The sequence below is a fragment of the Micromonospora sp. NBRC 110009 genome, assembly GCF_030518795.1.
In the GTDB taxonomy this organism is placed as follows: Bacteria; Actinomycetota; Actinomycetes; order Mycobacteriales; family Micromonosporaceae; genus Micromonospora.
This window is the reverse complement of the sequence record NZ_CP130427.1, coordinates 6706626-6723756: the sequence shown is the minus strand read 5'-3', so window position 1 is coordinate 6723756 and position 17131 is coordinate 6706626. Positions and strand designations below refer to the sequence as shown.

Genomic DNA, 17131 nt, shown 5'->3' with positions numbered 1-17131 from the left:
GGGGCCCGGCCGGGAGGATCGGTGGGGCTCGCCTCCCTTGGACCGGCGTCTTCGATCTCGCAGCACAAAAGATCGATGCGCCACACGCTAATCTTTAGATCGATACGATTCAACTTTTGAATTCTTGAATGAAAGTAGGCCCGTCCGGGATGGGTGCCGAACCGCCGAAAGTCAGGGCTTGTCGATCAGCTCGGCCAGTACGGCATTGCCCTGCCCGATGATCGGGGCGCCCGGATGGTCGACCAGCGCGACGAAGTTCCACCGCAGAGCCGACAGCACCTGGTCAGCCGGTCCGGCCGTTCATCTGCGCTCGATCGCCTCGGAACGGCAGGGGACGCAGCGGCCAGCGGGCTGACCAATATGCCCAGGCCGCTGGCACCGGCGGCCGGCGTTTGGCGTGGCCGCGCATCGCCAGTCGGTCCCGGCTGGCACCGGAGCCCGCCGACTCGTCAACAGAAACCGCCGCCATCCCGGCGCGTCGCCCTTCAATTGGTCTTCAGTACTTCGGGTGACACTCTGGCTGTCACCCCCGGCAGGCGAATGTGTCACCCCCGCCGGTTGTTCTGTCACCCCCACTGCGGCTGTAGTCCGTCGATTCGTATGCACTAGCCGATAGACGCGGGTGGCGATGCCGGCGACCTTCGACACGACAAGACGACCCAGTTGCACGAGCTTGGCCAGGCATCGTTGCACCGTGCGCTCGGAGCAGCCGACGTACTCGGCGAGGGTGGCCACGGATGGCCAGGCGCTGCCCTCATGGTTGGCATGGGCGGCGATGGCGATGGCCACCGCTCGCTCGTTCTTCCCAAGATCTCTCGTGGAGAGCAGGGCAGCCTTGACGGCTTGACTCATGGCTTGCGTATCTCCGTCCGTCAGGGTCCGGGGCGCCTGTCGTGGCGCCCCGGACCGATCTCTGGGTTGAAACCGCCGGCACTACCGGTGCGGCGGTGCAATACGTAGGCGAACTCAGTTGCTGCGGCGTCATTCACCGCGGCCCGGGAATCTGTCGACGATCGGCGTGGAGCCGGGCCCCGGCAGCCGCGGGGGCGTGCATGCCGGGATACCTGAGGATGGCGGTGAAGGCGGGTCTTGCGATCACTCACAGCAGGGATCTATCGCAGGGCTTGTGGGCCCAACACGGGAGTGGCCATCGCTTACGCCTCTTCGTCAGCAGGCCCTGCTGGGCGGTTGGGTGATGGTGCGGACTGTCGCCGACGGATTTGCCACCGGCGGACCTGATCCACGCTCAATCCGTCGCCAGGGTCAAGCCACGTCAGCGGGACCGTCGGCGGACGTCAACGGCGCCGCAGATCAGTGGCTGAGCGGCTGCAGCGGGATGCGGTACCGACGTCGCCCGTCGCCCGGCGGCGTAAATGGTGCGGGGCCGCTCCGTCGACGGCGATCACCGATCGGAGCGGAATGCTCCCGCACGTCAAAGTGCTTGCTGAAGATCAGCAGTCCAGTGGAGCGAGGCTCGATGAGCCCTCACCCGGCGGGGGCAACGATGCGACGAAGCGCTGCGATCTGATTGATCCAACTGCTCAGCCGAGTGATCCTCACGACGTCGCCGGTCTTCGGGGCTTGGATGACAAGTCCTTCGCCGAGGTACATGCCGACGTGACGGGGGTTGGCCATGGTGCCTTGGCTGCCGGGAATGAGGATGAGGTCGCCCGGGATCAGGAGCGCCGGGTCGGCTACGGGCTTCCCGGCGTTGGCCTGGTCGGTGGTGACGCGGGGGATGGAGATGCCGGCCGCTCGGTACGCCGCCTGCATGAGCGATGAGCAGTCGCACTGTTTGTCGGGGTTGTCGGAGTGCGGGTCGGTGCATGATCCGCCGAAGTGGTACGGGGTGCCGAGTTGGTTTACGGCCCAGAAGATGGCGGTCGTGACGGCGCGCGGGGTGTTGGCGGGAAGCGCGAACCCGTCCGGGAGGGCGGCGGGCGCATCGGTGGCGCAGTTCGTCGGGGTGTTGGTCAGCTGCTCCACCAGGCGTACGGCGCCATCGGTCCACTTGGCGTACGCGTCGGGGAAGGCCGAGGCCTGGACCGCCTGGGCGGTCTGGGTGAGGGGCATCGACTCCCAGCCGGAAACGGTCAGAAGCTTGTCGAAGAATCTGCCCGCCTGGTAGGCGGGCTCGGACAACTGCGCGACGCTGCCCCAGCCTTGGCTCGGGCGCTGCTGGAACACTCCGATGGAGTCGTGGTCGTTGTTGTCGCCGAGGTGGGGCAGGTTGCGCAGGCCGGATTCCTGCATGGCGGTGGCGACGGCGATGACCCAACCCCAGCGGGGTACGCCTTTGGCGAGGCCGACGTCGATGATGGTCGCGGCGTTCTCCAACTGCTCGGTGTCCCAGTTGCCGGCGCCGGGCGGCTGCCCGGAGGGGCGCACTGCGGGCGGGACGAAGGTTTCGCATCCGTTGGTGCCGCCGCCTGTGATGGCCGACAGCAGCAGCATGGGTAGTCCGAAGCAGGCCGCGATGATGACGGCGACCGCTCCGATGACGGTCTTGATCATGGTGTTGCCCTTCTGTGAACACAAAAAAGGCTGGTCTCCGCGCGGACGCGCGGCCGGGGACGGTGGCGCGAGGACGCGGACCAGGCGGTGGATAGACCGACTGCCGCGGGTCGTGGGTGGCGGATGTGCCTGTTCATCGGCTGGCCGCTCGGTCCGGTCCCCACTTCGTGCGCGCGGTTGTGCCACGGGGTGTGTTCCTTCTGCGGGCAGGGGGCGGCGGCACGGGCGACCGCCACCCCCAGCTCGGGTTGGATGAGGAAGGTCAAACCTTGAGCAGGTCGAAGGCGGCCACCTTCAGATCACCGACGTTGCCGGTAACAACCCGGTTGGCGCGGACGGTGTCGTTCTTCGCGGGCTGGTAGTGGTCGAGGTACTCGGTGATGGCCTGGTAGCCAGCCCAGCGGCTGCCACTGATCAGTTTCTGGGTGTCGGCCTCGCGGATGAGGTACTTGAGGGTGCCGAGCCGCTGCTTGGCGTTGTTCTTGGTCTGTTCGGAGGCGTTGTCCTTGACCGGCCATACCTGCGCGACGACCTTCTCGAACTCGCGCATGGTCAGCGCGGTCTGCAGCATCCGTTCGGCGGCCTGCTCGAAGGTCTCCACGTACTTCCACATCAGGCCCAGCGCCTCGCGGGCCTGGCTGATCTGGGAGTTGACGTTGGAGGTGTGCCGGAACGTGTAGTGGCCGACCGCACGCCGGAAGGCGGCGCGTTGCGTGTTGGCGCACACGACTCGGATCGGGCTGGCGTCCACCCGCAGGGCGGCGGTGCCGTCGTGGGAGGTGGTACCGATCAGGTAGATGTCCAGGCGATCCACCCCGGCGATCTCCATCGCGTCGGGCAGCTTCATCGTGACGAACACGCTCTTGCCGCGGCGGAGGCTACCGGCGGTCTCGAAGTGGGCGCCGCCCACCTGATCGACGAGGCGGTCGAGCATCTCGGCGCACTGCTCGTTCTGGACCACCGTGTAGTCGGTGCCGACGATGCCCAGGTACTCGGTGTCGCCGGTGACGGGGTTGCGGCGCACAGTCATGCGCTTGTCGTCGGCGGGAATCTGCACCTCGACGCCGTCCACGGTGTCGAGGCCGACGGTGGGGATGGTGCGGACGCCCCAGTCGCCGAGTCGGGCGGCGGCCATGATCTCCTCGGCCTTCATCGTGTTCTGGGTGACGGTGCCGAGCTGGTGCCAGGCCGACAGGCGGGCGCTGGCGAAGGCGGTCGTTCCGTCCGCGAACGTTTCGAGTTCGTGTGGCACGGGTTGCTCCTCTCGATGCTGCGGGGGCCGAGCCCAACGGGCTCGGCCCCCGCATGGGGTGGGGTTGCTGGGGTCAGGACTGCTCGGCGGTGTGGCTGTCGTCGCCCGGCGTCTGATGGGCGAAGGTCAGCGGCGCGTCGGAGACCAGGAGGATGCGGCCGGCGGCGGCGGCCTTGGTGCAGTTGTTGCGCACCGCCCCGGAGCTGACCGTCCGGTCGAGCTGCCCGCCGATCGCGGTGGCAATGTCCTGCGGGGTCATCGCACGGCCCGGGTTGGCGGCCAGGACGTCGAGGGTGAGCTTTTCCAGCTCGCCACGGCCGAACGGCTGGCTGCCGTCGGTGTTGACGGTCCCGTCGCCGCGCCGGCCCTCGCTCCTGGCGACGCCCGTCCCGCGGGTGCGCGTGGGCAGGGTGACGACGTGGGTCTCACCGTCCGGGCCGACGATGTGCAGCGTGCCGTCAGACCGGATGAGGGACAGCACGGCCGCCGAGGCGCTTGGCGCGTTCGCCAGCCCACGGATGACCTGGTGACACAGCGGGCAGCGGGGCGGCTCGGGATTGGGGTCGACCTCGCTGGCCTTGGTGGGGCCCGGCATCCACCGCTGCGGCAGGCCGGGTAGGCGGCGGGCGGCGTCGGCCTGCTCCATCGCGGTGAGCAGGCGGGTCGCGGTCGGGCGACCGATGCCGCTTTCCGCCACGATCACGTCGAGGGTCGCGCCGTCGTCGCCGTAGTCGGCCAGGACGCCTTTGATGGCCATGACCTTGCGGTCCCCGGGACGCGTCGCCTGCACGACGGTGACGGTGGGGCTCCCGTCGTGCCCCGTGCTGTCCTCGTCCTCGGTGTCCTCGCCGCCGTCTTCGGTCTGGCCGGCCTCGTCCTCCGCGTCGTCGCCGGCCTCGTCCGGGTCGGCCCCGACCTCGCCGCCGTCGGCCTGATCGGTTCGCTCGGTGCCTGACTCGTCGGCCGCATCCTCCAGGTCCTGGTCGGCGAGGTCGGCTTCGTCCGCGTTGGAGGTGCGCTCGTCACCGAGGTCGACGTCGTCCGGGGCAGCGGCGGGGTCCTCCGCCCGGGCCGCGAGGGTCCACTGGGTGGGCGTGCCGTCGGCCGGGTCGGCGTCGGTGTCCACCGCGACGATCACACCGGCGTCGGCGAGGGTCTTGATCGCCTTGTCGGTGGTCGACCGGGCCTTGCCGGACTTGTCGGCCAGTTCGTGGACGTTTCCTCGGCCGAGTTCGGTCAGGGCGTCGAGGACGGCCTGCGTGGCAGGCGTCAGGGACAGGTCCTCCATGTGCGATTCCCTCCTTGGGAACTGGGGTTGGAACGCCCGGCGGTGTTCTGTCGGGCGGTGGTGCGCCGGGTCGCGGGCAGCGGTCAGCACGGCAGACGCGTGGAGCTGTGCGCTGCCGTGCTGGGTGCTGCTGATTGCGGCCCGGTGACCTGGGGGCGGCGTGCTGCCGCCAAGGTGAGTAGCCGGGGGCGGTGGGAGATCGTCGGCTACTGACTGCGGAAAGTTAGGCGTCGAGGTGGGCGAGTTCGGCCGGGGTGAGCTGTCCGGGGGTGCGGCTGCGCCAGGCGTAGGAGTGGCGGAGGTGCCACCAGCGCAGCAGGGACCGGCAGGCCGAGGCGAGCTCGTCACAGACCGGCAGCGGGTAGGTCAGGCCGGGCTGGGTCTGGCGATGCTGCAGGTTGGTGTAGGCGGTCGGGGTCCAGCCGGCGTTGGTTTGGGTGACCTCGCCGACGAGTCGGCCCGGGTAGGGGATGTCGAAGGCCCTGGCGGCTTCGGTGTCGGGGAAGACCAGCCAGGTGTGCGGCTCCCGCTGGCGTAGGACGGCAACGCCGCGCGAGGGGTCGCCGGGTTGCAGCAGCAGATGCCGCTCGTCGCCGGGGTCGAGCGGTCGGTGGTTGCGCCAGCCGCGGTAGGCCGTGATGAGCATGGTTCCGAGGACGATGTGCCGCTCGCGGGCGGCGAGTGCATCGGTGAGGGCTTGGTGGTAGCCGGTCATGTGCAGGTCGGCGCGTGCGGCCAGCTGCTGGTGGGCTGCCTCGGCGAGCTCACTCAGCCGGGTGAGGGACTTGTCGAGGGTGGCCGTGCTGTCGTTGAACCCGAGGGCGGTCTTGTGCAGGACGCGGGCGAGGTCGCCGAGGGCGTCGAGGGTGGCGGTGTCGTGGCGCCACAGGTGCTCGGGCAGGACGTCGTTGGTATCGGCGGCGATGCGCCGTAGGGCGGGATCTGTCAGGAACATCGGGATCTCCTTTGCGGGCGGGCGGGGTTGTGGGCATGCCGAAGGACCGGTCGCAGCGGGGCTGCGACCGGCCTTCGGTGTTCAGGCGATGGGGGTTAGGCGATGGCGACGGCGCACAGTCGTGTGCTGCGGTGCAGGTTGCGCAGGTAGGCGCATGCCTCGTTGAGGAAGCGGAACCGGTCAGCCACGGAGTCGCTGGCCGAGAGGAGGAGGCGGCCGTCGGTGGTGATCAGCGCATCGCCGATCAGGGCGATGCGCCAGTACAGCCCCGTGTAGGTGGCTTCGCCCGCCTGGTAGACGGACAGTTCGTAGGGGTCGAAGGAGTGGGCGAGCATCGCCAGGACGCGGGGTTGCTGTTCGAAGCGGCGGCGGGCCTCGGCGAGGCTGACCTTGTTGGGGTCGGCGTGGTGCTGGGCGAGGTAGTCCTCCCACATGCGGGCCGGGCGGGTTGTCGCAGCAATGTGGGTGTTCCACGCGTGCCAGCGCCGGGCGGCACGTTCGGCGGCATTGGCGGCGGTGCCGGTCAGGTCGAGGCGACCTTTGCGGCCTCCGGCGGCCATGGTGATCGCGCCGAACCGGCGGGCAGTGTGGAGCAGGTGGTAGCGGAAGTAGCGGGTCAGCCAGCCGATCAGGGGGCGGTGGCGGACGTGGTAGCGGCGGGTCGGGGTGCCGTTGACGTGCAGCAAGTCGTTGACCTTCTCGGAGGCGGCGAACCAGTCCATGTCATCGCTGGGGGCGAAGCAGACGGTGACAACGCGGATGGTGAGCTGCCTGGGCTTGAACATGGCAGGGTGCTCCCTTCCTGAATGGGTGGGCACGGGTGGATGCGCGGTGGTGTCACCGAAGCGCGGCGTCTGAGCCGGCTACCTGCCTCGAAGGGCGCGCGGCGTGGATCACGAGCCGACCGAAGGGGTGGGCTGTGGGTGATCCCGCTGGCGCGGGCAGACCCGGGAGCGGCAGACGGGTGGCGGTGCGAGCAGATAGAAGAAGCTGCACCGTAGCTTCGTGACCTGACAGCACCGCCCCTGTCAGGAACAAGGATCACGTCTCTGACCTGCGCCGATCCGATCGCCTGTGCGGCTGTCAGGCGCTGTCAGAGCACGAAGACGCCGTCGTCGTAGTTGGGGTTGTCCGCTACCGGCTGGCCGTGGTCGCTGGGCAGCTCGGCCAGCCGGACCCGGCCGGTGGCGCCGGCCGGGAGCCAGACTGCGTCGGCGGGGTCGTTGTGGTGGGTGGCGGTCGCGGCCGGGACGTCGCCGGGCCGGCCGCGTAGGAGCCGGTGGAGGTGTTCTTCGCGTTGCTCGCTGTGGAGCCAGAACAGCACCGGGTATCGGGGGCCGCCGCGTCGGATCACCTGCGTGTACCGGTCGGGCTTGGCCACCACCCGGCTGAGGGGTTCGGTGCCGGTGTCGGCTTCGAGGAAGAACCCGACCGTGGTGTCGGCGACGCTCCACAGGCCGTGCCCGTCGGCGGTGACGGTCCGGTACTGCTTGGTGGTCAGCGACTCGGACCACCACCGGTCCAGCCGCGCCTCGGGGTGCTGGCGGGCGTGGGCGGTGAGCCGGACGAAGAACTCGTTGACGGTGAGCAGGTGGGTCAGGTGCGGGTTGGCCGACAGCCGCTGCACGGTCTGGCGGCTCGCCCGTGCGGTGGGTTCGGGCCGGTTGTGGGCCGCGGCTTGGAATCGGTGCCCGTTGTGGCCGAGCGTCCAGTGCCACGGTTGGCTGCCGCCGCCGTCGCGGGCGAACCGGAACCGGTCCAGCAGGCCCAGGGCGGCCAGCTCGCCGAGCCGGATCTGACAGGTCCGGCGGGCGTGGAACAGCATGCGGTGGATCTGGTCGGTGGTGAAAACGTGGTGGTCGTCCAGGAGTTGGAGCAGCAGGCGGTCGCGGCTGGTGATGTGGGGGTAGATGGCCAGCAGGCCGGCTGTACGTGATTGCGGCATAGGCGGTTCACCCCTGTGGAGAGAGAGTCCCGTAGGGAGTCTGGATAGGTTGATCTTGGCTTCGGTGCTGTCGGCTGGCGGGTTTGGGCAGCTCAGGCACCTGACAGGCCGGATGGAGGGGGCTCGTGTGGGGCCTCGTTTCGCGGACACCCCCAAACGAGCCCCCTGTGCCGCACCCAGCCGAGCCCTCGAACGAGCCGACCCTCAGCGGTCGGGTGCGGTCATGCGCCGCTTCATCGCCGTGCGGGCGAGCTGCTGCATCGGCGGCTCACCGTTCGTGCCGCTGTGGGCGGCGGCGCACGCCTGCCGGATCGCGGTCGCCTCACCCACGACCGGCGCCGGCGGGTTGGTCACGAACGTGAAGCTCGGTAGTTCCCGGTTGCCGACCAGCAGCCGGGCGGCGGCGGTGTAGACGTCGAGGTGGGCGAGGTCGTGCTCGTCCAACTCGGGTTTGGTGTGCCGGGACAGCTCCCGCGCGTCGGCCGGGTCGACGGTGAAGAACAGCTTCGACCGGGCGTTAGCCGACACCGCCGCGGCGACGTCCCTGGGCAGCTGAGCGAGGTCCTGGTGCGCGAGGACCAGCCCGAGGCGGAACCCGCGGGCCTCGGCCAGCATGTCCCCGACGCTGCCCGGCAAGGTGAGGAAGTTCTGGCACTCGTCGACGTATAGGCAGGCGTCTTTTCGCTGGTGTTCGGGGATGGTGGCGCGGGCGATGGCGGCCTGCCACACCCGGGCGACGATCAGCGAGCCGAGAATCCGGCTGGTCTCCTCCCCGAGGATGCCCTTGGGTAGCCGGCAGAGTAGGACTCCGCCGTCGAGCACGGTGCCCATGTCGAACGACGAGTGGGCGTTGCCGATCACGCTCTTGACGAAGTCGCGCAGCAGGAACGCCCGCAACCGTGCGAGGACCGGGGCGATGACTTGGCCGCGGAACTGCTCGTTGATGCCGTCGTACCAGAGCCAGAACCCGCCGAGCCCGTCCGGGTCGTCTAGGCCGTGGGTGAACCTGGCCCGGAACTCCCGGTCCTGCAGCAGCGACGGGACCAGGCTCAGGGTGGGTTTGGCGTGCCGCATCAGCGTCAGACACGCCACCCGCATGGTGTCGTCCATGCGGGGCCCCCACTGCCCTTGGAAGATCTTCGCGAAGATCCCGACCAGGTTGTCCACTGCCAGGTGGGGGTCGCCCTGGTCGTCGAGGGGGTTGAAGCGGCCCGGGTTGTCCTGGTCCGGGTCGATGATCACGATCTTGTTGGCGTGGGAGGCGGGGAGGCGGTCGAGGATGTCGGTGATCAGGTCCCCGCGCGGGTCGATGACCACCGTCCCGCGGCCGGCTTTGATGTCGCCGAGGATCATGTTCAGCAGCAGTGTGCTCTTGCCGACGCCGGTCTTGCCGACCACGTGCACGTGCTGCCGGGCATCGGTCACGTTCAGGCCGACGCTGTGGCGGCCGATCTGCGACCGGCCCAGCACCTTCACGCCTCGCCCGCCGGAGGGTACCTGCACCGGTGCTGGCACGGCCTTGGCCCGCGCCCGGTCCAGGCCCGGCACGGCGAGGTCTTGCGGCAGCGCCGCTAGCGCGGCGAGTTCCGGCACGGTGGCCAGGAACCCGCGCCGCAGCCGTCGCCCAGCGAGCGTGGCGACCGGATGCGGCATTTTCATGCCCCGCAGCCGGTTCGGACCGGTGTACATCGCGGCGGCCGCAGCGATGGTGTGCCGCATCCCGAGCAGGCGTGAGCGGACCTGTCCGGCCCGCTGCGGGTCCGGTGGTGTCTTGTCCGCGTCGGCGGCCACCGCGAACCGGAGCGCGATCTCGAAGTGCGGCACCCGCACGGCCTTGTCCACGACCGTGCGCGCGTCGGCGCGGGCCACCGGGTCCCGCTCGGCCGCCCGCACCGACGTGCCTTGTGCCGAGCTGCGCGGCCGGGGAGACGGGCCGGGCGTGAACACGTCGAGCAGCCACAGGAGGGGTTCGATGGCTAGCCGCGCCGCGCCGGAGACGGCGCGGGCGGCCACATCGGGCCGCCCGTGCGGATGCGTACTGGTGGCCGCCGCCCGTCTGGCCGCCCGGACCCGGCGGGCGGAGGCCGGGCGGGCGAGGATCTGCACGCACGCGTGTTCGCGGTCGCGTACCTCGGCGCCGGCGGCGAGCAGCGCCCGCAGCGGATCGGCGTCGTGCTCGCTGCGCAGCGGCAGCCCGTCGGTGTGCTGCGGCCAGTGCGCCCCACCCACCTCCTCACCCACAGTCAGTGGGATCGGGGCGGCGGCTTCGACGATTGTCATGGTCGCGGCGGGCCAGGCGGCGTGGACGGCAGCTTCGACCGCGCCGGCCGGCACTATGCCGGGCACGCACATCCGGATGGTGAGGGCGCGGCCGGTCCAGGTGTACTCCCACGCGACGTGCGGGTAGCCGTAGAGCTGGAGCCGCCACCCCGGCGGAGTTAGCACGCCGACGAGCGTGGTCCAGAACGCGGCGGCTGCTTCCTTGGTGACCTCCGGCGGGGCGGCGATGGTCAGCCACCGTGCGTCGGTCATGAGTCGCTTGTGCCGCCAGGCGAGTAGCTGGTGGTGGGCGAACACCGCGCCGACGAGGCCTGTGGCGGCGAGGACGCCGAGCCATGGCCGGCCAACGATCCAGTGCCAGACACCTTCGGGCCAGGTCGGGTGGGTCATCACTCGGCCTCCCCGATCCCGGTCACGGCGATCGTGTGCTCGGCGGCCGACCCGACAGCGCGGAACGGAATCCGGCTCCGGCCGGCAACCAGCAGGCCCTCACCGCGCGGCGCCGACAGCAGCAGCCGCGACTCCCCGGCGGTCAGGCTGAACGCCTCCGACACCGCGTCGATGGACTGCGTGCTCTGCCGCATCAGCACCTGGGTCGCGGCGTTGGACACCACAGCCAGGCCCAGGTCGGTCGACAGCACGTCGGCCGCGTCCTGGGTGACCACACACAGACCCGCCGCCCGCTTGCGGGCAGCCTTCGCCATCCGAAACAGGAACCGGCTGCCTTCGCCGTCGCGCATCAGCAGCCACGCCTCGTCCACCACGACCAGCTGCCGCCGCCGGCGCCCGCCCGCGGCTAGTGTGTCGATGCTCGACCAGATCGAGTCGAGGGCCAGCAACGTGCCCACGGTGCGCAGCTCGTCGGGCAGGTGCCGCAGCGACCACACCACCAGGTGCCCCTCAGGGGTGGTGGTGGTCGGCCCGTCGAACAGGCTGGCGAAGTTCCCCACCGTCCACGGGGCGAGCCGCGCGGCGAGCTGCCCGGCGGCCGGGTCACTGTCGGCGGCCAGCACCTCGGCCAGGTCGCGCAGCAGCGGTGCGGGTTTGGTCCAGGTTGCGGGGTCGCCGTTGATCCCCGCCTGGTGGTAGGTGGCGGTGATGGCCCGATCGAGGGCGGCTCGTTCGGCCGGCGGCGGTGCCACCCCGAGCATGACCGAGATCAGCGTGTGCAGGAACAGGCCGCGGCGGGTGAGGGTGTCGGGCCGATTGTCGGCGGGCAGATCGAGGGGGTTGATGCGGACGCCTGGCTGGCCGAGCTGCACGACAGTGCCCCCGACGTGCTCGGCCAATGGCGCGTACTCGTCCTCGGGGTCGATGACCGACACCGCAGTGCCCTGGTACAGGTTGCGCAGCACTTCCAGCTTGACGAAGTACGACTTCCCGGCGCCGGAGCGGGCCAGCACGACGCTGTTGTGGTTGTCCTGCGCCCACCGGTTCCAGACCAGCACCCCATTACTGGTGGTGTTGAGCCCATACAGCACGCCCTCGGGCGGGGCGACGACGCCGGGGGCCGGGGCGGCGAGGTCCGCCGACGCGAGGGGGAACGCCGCCGCGAGGGCGGTGGTGTCGAGGATCCGGCGCATCCGCAGCGGATCCACGCCGACCGGCAACGTGGAGACCCAGCCCTGCTGGTGCCGGAACGTCGCCGGCTGCAAGTCCAGGAGCACGCCGGCGGCGGCGGACTTCACGCCCGCGGTAACCGTGGCAAGTTCGTCGAGGGTGCGGGCGTGGATGGTGACGTAGATGCCGACCTCGAACAGCTTCGCCGCCCCGCGGGCGACCCGCTCGGCCAGGTCCGCGGCGTCGGCCGCTGCCGCCTCCACCATCGGATCACCCAGCCGTCCCTGGTCAGCGTCGAGGCGGCGCGAGGATTCGAGGCGGGCGCGTTGGCGGTTGAGCATCGGCGCGGCAAGCTGAGCCGCAACGGGCTCCAGGTGCACGGCGACGTCGACGCGACCGGGGTAGGACAGCAGCGGATCCAACCAGGCGGGGCCGACCTCGGCCGGGTAGCCGCAGACGGCGTAGGTGGCGGCGTAGCCGTCGCCGACCTGCACGTGCGAAGGGGTGACTTGCACGGCAGCCGGGGAGGGCATGCCCTCCACGGCCGCGGCGCTCTTCTTCTTGGTCTTCAACAGGTTCACGATGTGCTCCGCAGGGTGATCGGGGCGCCAGGCACCGCTCGGGGGCCCGGCACCGGTGGGGAGAACGGATCGACCGCGGCCGCGAGGGCTGAGGCGACCGCAGGTCCATCCATGGCAGCGGCTTCGACACCGAGCCCGGACAGGGCTCGCGCCGCCGGGTCGGCCGCGTGCACGCCGGTGACGACGGCGAGGACCTGACGGCGCAACGGATCCCGCTGGCTGTCGAGGTCGAGCAGGAACTCGGCGTAGTCGTCGGCGGCGGCCTGCAACGCCGGATGCGGCAGGCGCGGCGCGTGGTCGACGGTCGCCTGCGCGTAGGCGGTCAGGTCGTGCCGCTGCGCGGTCACGACGATCTGCGCCGGTCCAGCCAGGCTGTTGAGGAACCGGCCGAACCCACCCAGCAGCGCACCCTGCTCGCTACCTGTGCGCAGGTGGATGTTCGTGATGCCGCAGGCGATCAACACCTTGTCGCTGCCCTCGCTGGTGAGCACGCCGGTCGGGCTGACCGCCGTGACCGGCGAGCGCAGCGGCGCCGGAACACTCGGCTTGCCCGCGACGACGGCGACCGAGCTGGCCCGAGCCTCACCCGGGGCGAGCGTGCGCGGGCTACGGCCCAGCGTGAACCCGTGCCGCAGCCATACGTCCAATGGCAGGCCATCACGGCGGCCGAGCGCCACCACGACCGCGACGGCGAATACGACGAGCCCGGCGACGATCCACGCCGCCGGCGGGAGCAGATGCCCGAACGTGCGGTAGAGACCGAACCCGCCGAGGCCGGCGCCGCCGATGATGCTCAGCTGCCGGAACGTCAGCCCGAACGTGATCCGATCAGGCTCGTTGACGTTGGCCGGAACGACGGCCCGTGGGGGAGTGTCCTCGTTGGTGCTCATCGGACACCTCGCACGGCGCTAGGGCCAAATCGGCCGAGCGGCAAGTGACGGGTGAAGCCCTGGACGAACACCGCGCGCAGCAGAACCCCGCCGCCGTTCCGCGACCCCGAGCGGGTCGCATACCGGCGCATCATCCCGGGGATCTTGATCGTGACCCATAGAACGACGATGACGAGCATGAGGTTCACCGCGTCCGAGCCAGGTAGGCCGAGCAGGATCGGCAGGTTCGCCTCCGGGTCGACCAGCAGGTCGATGCCCGCCGTAAAAGCGACCGCCTGCAGCGTGGGTGTGGCCAGGCACCCCAGCAGGCTGCGCCACCACAACTCGGCGGCACCCTGCGTCCACGGCGTGGCGTAGCACGCGAGGGCCACCGGCGCGACCCCGGCCAGGACGACCAGCACACCGATCCGCACCAGCCAGGTGCCGACGAGCATGAACATCAACACGACGATGAGCAGCCCGATCACCGCCATCAGCAGGGCGGAGCCCTCGTCGGTCATCGCCGAGGCGATCCGAGCCCGGACGAAGGCTACCGCCTCGCTGGTCGGCGCGGACGTGCCGGCGATCGACACCGTCAGGGCGTTGGCGATGCCGATGAGCACACCGGTCAGCGGGACCGCGAACGCGGACAGCACGAACCCGACGACAAGCCGGGGGAGCAGCTCCTTGATTCCGTAGCGCACCTCGACCGAGTCGCCGACCATCGCAGCGACGCCCACGGCGATGATCGCGAGGACGAAGCAGGCGCCGACGACCAGGGCGCTCTTGTCGGCGATCGACTGCACCTGCGGCAGGACGGTGACGTCCGGCGATACGAACATTGACGAGGCGAGGAAGGCCAGCAGGCCGCCGAGAAGGTCGACGACCTTCTCGGCGAGCCAGCTGACCAGGCCGTTCATCATCCAGTCGACCATGACCGCCGCCTCATCCGCCGAGGATGCCCTGCAGCACCTGCAGGATCACCGGGGCCAGCACCGCCAGGGCGTAGCCGATCAGCGCGGACTTGACGTTGCCCTTCGCCTGCTCAACCTGCGCCGGGTCACCGCCGGCGGCCATGTAGCGCAGGCCACCGATGACCAGGAACATCGTCGCGACCAACGCGATGATGCCCATGACCCAGCCAGTGATGTTGGAAATGACCTGGGCAATGGACTTCGGGCCTCCACCATCAGGGGGAGCAGCGGCCAAAACCAGATCGTTGAGAACAGAGATCATGTGCATTGCGGCGCTCCACAGGGATGTGTGGGCCGCCGCGGTGGGGACCAGACGAAGGATCGGGTCCGGTGGGGGCGCTCCTCCCTTTGCGCGTAGCGAAGGGCTGCGGTGCCAGTACGCCGCGCCAGCCATGCCGGACCGATGGCCTCGCCGAAGAAGGGTCCCCACCCGGCGGGCATGCCGTGGATGACATGCACCGCCCAGAACTCGGCTGTCAGGTCCGATGAACTTCCCGCCCGCCTGTCACAGCCTGACAAGACCGGTCAGCGACTCATGGTTGCCGGACGAGGTTGGTGCGACGATCAGCACAACGCGGGTCGTCAACGTGCTCGATCAAGTGGTCTCGCACCGCATCACGGACCGCCTCGACGTGCCAGTCCGCCCACCGCTGCAACCGCTGCATCCCGTCCGGCGACACCTCGCCGGCGCGCTCGGCCAAGGTCCCGCGGTTCCTAAGACGGTGCGTTATCCGCAACCGCAGGCCGATGACCTGCGGTTTCTCTGTTTCAGTCTCTTATGTGCCGGTCGCAGCGGGGTGCTGCTGTGGTCGCTTGCGAAAGATCAGCTAGGCGACGTCCGAGACGCGCCGGGCCCTGTCGCGGAGCAGGCTGACCCTGCGGCGTCGGCAACGACCCGCAGCCCGGTGCCGATCCCCGGCCTGCGCCGTCGAGATCCGCCCCGACTTCCGCCGGGGCCGATGCCAGCGGGGCGCGGCCAACTCGGGGAACGCCGTGCAGGCGGGCGGCAGATCTGCGTCGGTGAAGCCAAGACTTGTCACCCTTCCGGCACACAGACCGGACCCACGCCGCGCTCACCAAGGACCGCTCTGACTGCCTTCTGGCCGCTCCGGTGCTGGCCGACGTCCGGGAGGGCCTCGTCTCATCCGGTGGGCGTGTCACCGCCGACGAGGCGTACGAAGGACCTTGGGAGGATCTTGGGTCCGTCGGTGCGGTTCGCTAGCATGCCCGGCGATGATGACGATCTTCCGCTCCTGGCGGTTACGCCGCGCCGCCCGTCGGCACTTCGGCTGGCAGAGGCTGCGCGACACGCAGATGCGCGCCATGCGGGCCCTGCTCGCGGGCCGTGACGCGCTGGTCGTCCTGCCGACCGGGGGCGGGAAGTCCGCGGTGTACCAGGTTCCCGCCACGCTGCTGCGCGGCCCGACGGTGGTGATCTCACCGCTACTGGCACTACAGCAAGACCAGATGAGCAACCTCAACGAGCGTGACGATCCCGCGTTGCGGGCGGTCCGGATCAGTTCCGCGGAGAGCCAGAGCAAGCAGGAGGCCGCGCTGGCCGAGCTGCGCTCGGGTACGGCGAGATTCCTGTTCATCACCCCGGAGCAGCTCAGCTCGCCGGAACGGCTGGCCCAGGTCCACGCGCTGCGCCCGGCGCTGGTGGCGGTTGACGAAGCGCATTGCATCTCGTCGTGGGGCCACGACTTCCGCCCCGACTACCTGGCCATCGGCCACCTCATCCGCGGCCTGGGCAGACCGCCCGTCGTGGCACTGACCGCCACGGCGTCGCCGCCGGTGCGCGATGACATCACCACGCGGCTCGGTATGCGTAAGCCGCGGCTGGTCTTGTCCGGGCTGGATCGCCCGAACCTCTTCGTGGCGGCCGCGCACTGCCCCAGCGAGGACTACCGCTGGCGCAGGTTGCTCACGCTGCTCAAGGAAGCCGACCCTCCCGGCATCGTGTACGTGCCGACCCGGCGTGCCGCCGAGGACCTCGCGCAACGGCTGTCCGACGCGGGTTATCCCGCACAGGCCTACCACGGTGGCATGACGGCCGGGCTACGTCGCAGCCGCCACGAAGACTTCCTCGCCGACCGGGTGCCGATCATGGTCGCCACCTCGGCGTTCGGCATGGGCATCGACAAGCCGAACATCCGCTGGGTGGCACACGTGGCCCTGCCCGATTCACCGGACAGCTATCTACAGGAGATCGGGCGGGCAGGACGCGACGGTGAACCGGCCCGGGCGTTGCTGCTCTACCGAGCCGAGGACACTGCCCTGCAACGCTTCTTCACCGGCGGCGCACCTGACCGGGACGAGCTGCGGGCGATCGCCGCCCTCCTGCATGCCGGCCCGCTGACGCGCACCGCGCTGGCCAAGGCCACCGGCCTGAGCCCCCGCAAGATCGCCAGCCACATCAGCCTGCTCGAGCAGGTGGGGGCGATCACGACGGGGCCGAGAGGCGAACTGAGGGCCGGCCCGTATTCCCCGCTTCCAGACCAGGCGGCACGGGAGGCGCTGGCCGAGTACGGCCGCTACCAGGCCGGGCAGCGCTCCCGCACCGACATGATGCGCCGCTTCGCCGAAAGCCGTGGCTGCCGGATGCAGTCGCTGCTCGGCTACTTCGGAGAGCAGCTGAGCCGACCCTGCGGCCACTGCGACAACTGCCACGGCGGCACCTCCGAAGCGCTCCCCGACGACGGCCCATACCCACTCCACAGCATCGTGCGGCACCCCAAATGGGGATCAGGCATGGTCCTCGGGTACGAAAAGGACCGCATGACGGTGCTCTTCGACGAGGTCGGCTACAAGACCCTGTCGGTCTCTGTCGTGCACGCGCAGGGCCTGCTGGCGCTGGAGGCTAATCCCCGATGAGGACACCTTCCCGCGCTGGAAACCCGCGTTGAGCGCCTT

At 70.1% G+C, this 17131-nt stretch carries 13 protein-coding genes and 1 pseudogene; 1 reads left to right on the top strand and 13 read right to left on the bottom strand.

The genetic code is table 11. The features are described from left to right. Positions 1 to 300: 300 nt before the first annotated feature. The 13 genes and pseudogenes from Q2K19_RS33465 to Q2K19_RS31645 all read right to left on the bottom strand — a co-directional run. The gene (locus Q2K19_RS33465) at positions 301 to 852 is read right to left on the bottom strand and encodes a helix-turn-helix domain-containing protein (protein WP_368046120.1); all 552 of its coding nucleotides are present in this window, start codon (positions 850 to 852) and stop codon (positions 301 to 303) included. Positions 853 to 1485: 633 nt separating this feature from the next. Continuing rightward, on the bottom strand, positions 1486 to 2514 hold the full coding sequence (locus Q2K19_RS31700; protein ID WP_302766011.1) for a C40 family peptidase: 1029 nt from the start codon (positions 2512 to 2514) through the stop codon (positions 1486 to 1488). Positions 2515 to 2776: 262 nt separating this feature from the next. Continuing rightward, complete coding sequence (locus Q2K19_RS31695) at positions 2777 to 3766, bottom strand: DUF932 domain-containing protein (RefSeq protein WP_302766009.1); 990 nt, start codon at positions 3764 to 3766, stop codon at positions 2777 to 2779. A 73-nt stretch (positions 3767 to 3839) separates the two neighbouring features. Further along, a complete protein-coding gene (locus tag Q2K19_RS31690) occupies positions 3840 to 5054 on the bottom strand; it encodes a helix-turn-helix domain-containing protein (RefSeq protein ID WP_302766008.1) in 1215 nt (404 codons plus the stop codon). Between the two features lie 223 nt (positions 5055 to 5277). After that, positions 5278 to 6009 (bottom strand): hypothetical protein, encoded by a 732-nt coding sequence (locus Q2K19_RS31685; protein ID WP_302766006.1) that lies wholly within the window; start codon positions 6007 to 6009, stop codon positions 5278 to 5280. 95 nt (positions 6010 to 6104) lie between these two features. Further along, entirely contained in the window at positions 6105 to 6794 is a 690-nt protein-coding gene (locus Q2K19_RS31680) for a hypothetical protein (RefSeq protein ID WP_302766005.1), read from the bottom strand. Positions 6795 to 7102: 308 nt separating this feature from the next. Then, positions 7103 to 7954, bottom strand: a complete 852-nt coding sequence (locus Q2K19_RS31675) for a replication-relaxation family protein (protein ID WP_302766004.1) — start codon at positions 7952 to 7954, stop codon at positions 7103 to 7105. A gap of 204 nt (positions 7955 to 8158) precedes the next feature. Further along, entirely contained in the window at positions 8159 to 10624 is a 2466-nt protein-coding gene (locus tag Q2K19_RS31670) for a type IV secretory system conjugative DNA transfer family protein (protein WP_302766002.1), read from the bottom strand. Next, positions 10624 to 12327, bottom strand: coding sequence for a VirB4 family type IV secretion system protein (locus Q2K19_RS31665; protein WP_302772860.1), 1704 nt, complete (start codon positions 12325 to 12327; stop codon positions 10624 to 10626). The genes Q2K19_RS31670 and Q2K19_RS31665 overlap by 1 nt, the downstream gene beginning before the upstream one ends. Before the next feature lie 44 nt (positions 12328 to 12371). Continuing rightward, positions 12372 to 13265, bottom strand: coding sequence for a PrgI family protein (locus Q2K19_RS31660; RefSeq protein ID WP_302766001.1), 894 nt, complete (start codon positions 13263 to 13265; stop codon positions 12372 to 12374). Continuing rightward, positions 13262 to 14179, bottom strand: a complete 918-nt coding sequence (locus Q2K19_RS31655; RefSeq protein WP_302765999.1) for a conjugal transfer protein TrbL family protein — start codon at positions 14177 to 14179, stop codon at positions 13262 to 13264. Before Q2K19_RS31655 ends, Q2K19_RS31660 begins: the two co-directional genes overlap by 4 nt. Positions 14180 to 14189: 10 nt before the next feature. After that, on the bottom strand, positions 14190 to 14486 hold the full coding sequence (locus Q2K19_RS31650; RefSeq protein WP_302765997.1) for a pilin: 297 nt from the start codon (positions 14484 to 14486) through the stop codon (positions 14190 to 14192). Positions 14487 to 14793: 307 nt separating this feature from the next. Continuing rightward, a pseudogene (locus tag Q2K19_RS31645) lies at positions 14794 to 14934 on the bottom strand (IS701 family transposase); the annotation flags it as partial. 517 nt (positions 14935 to 15451) lie between these two features. Between Q2K19_RS31645 and Q2K19_RS31640 the strand changes: the two are divergent. Continuing rightward, positions 15452 to 17092 (top strand): RecQ family ATP-dependent DNA helicase, encoded by a 1641-nt coding sequence (locus Q2K19_RS31640; RefSeq protein WP_302765994.1) that lies wholly within the window; start codon positions 15452 to 15454, stop codon positions 17090 to 17092. The last annotated feature ends 39 nt before the right edge of the window (positions 17093 to 17131 follow it).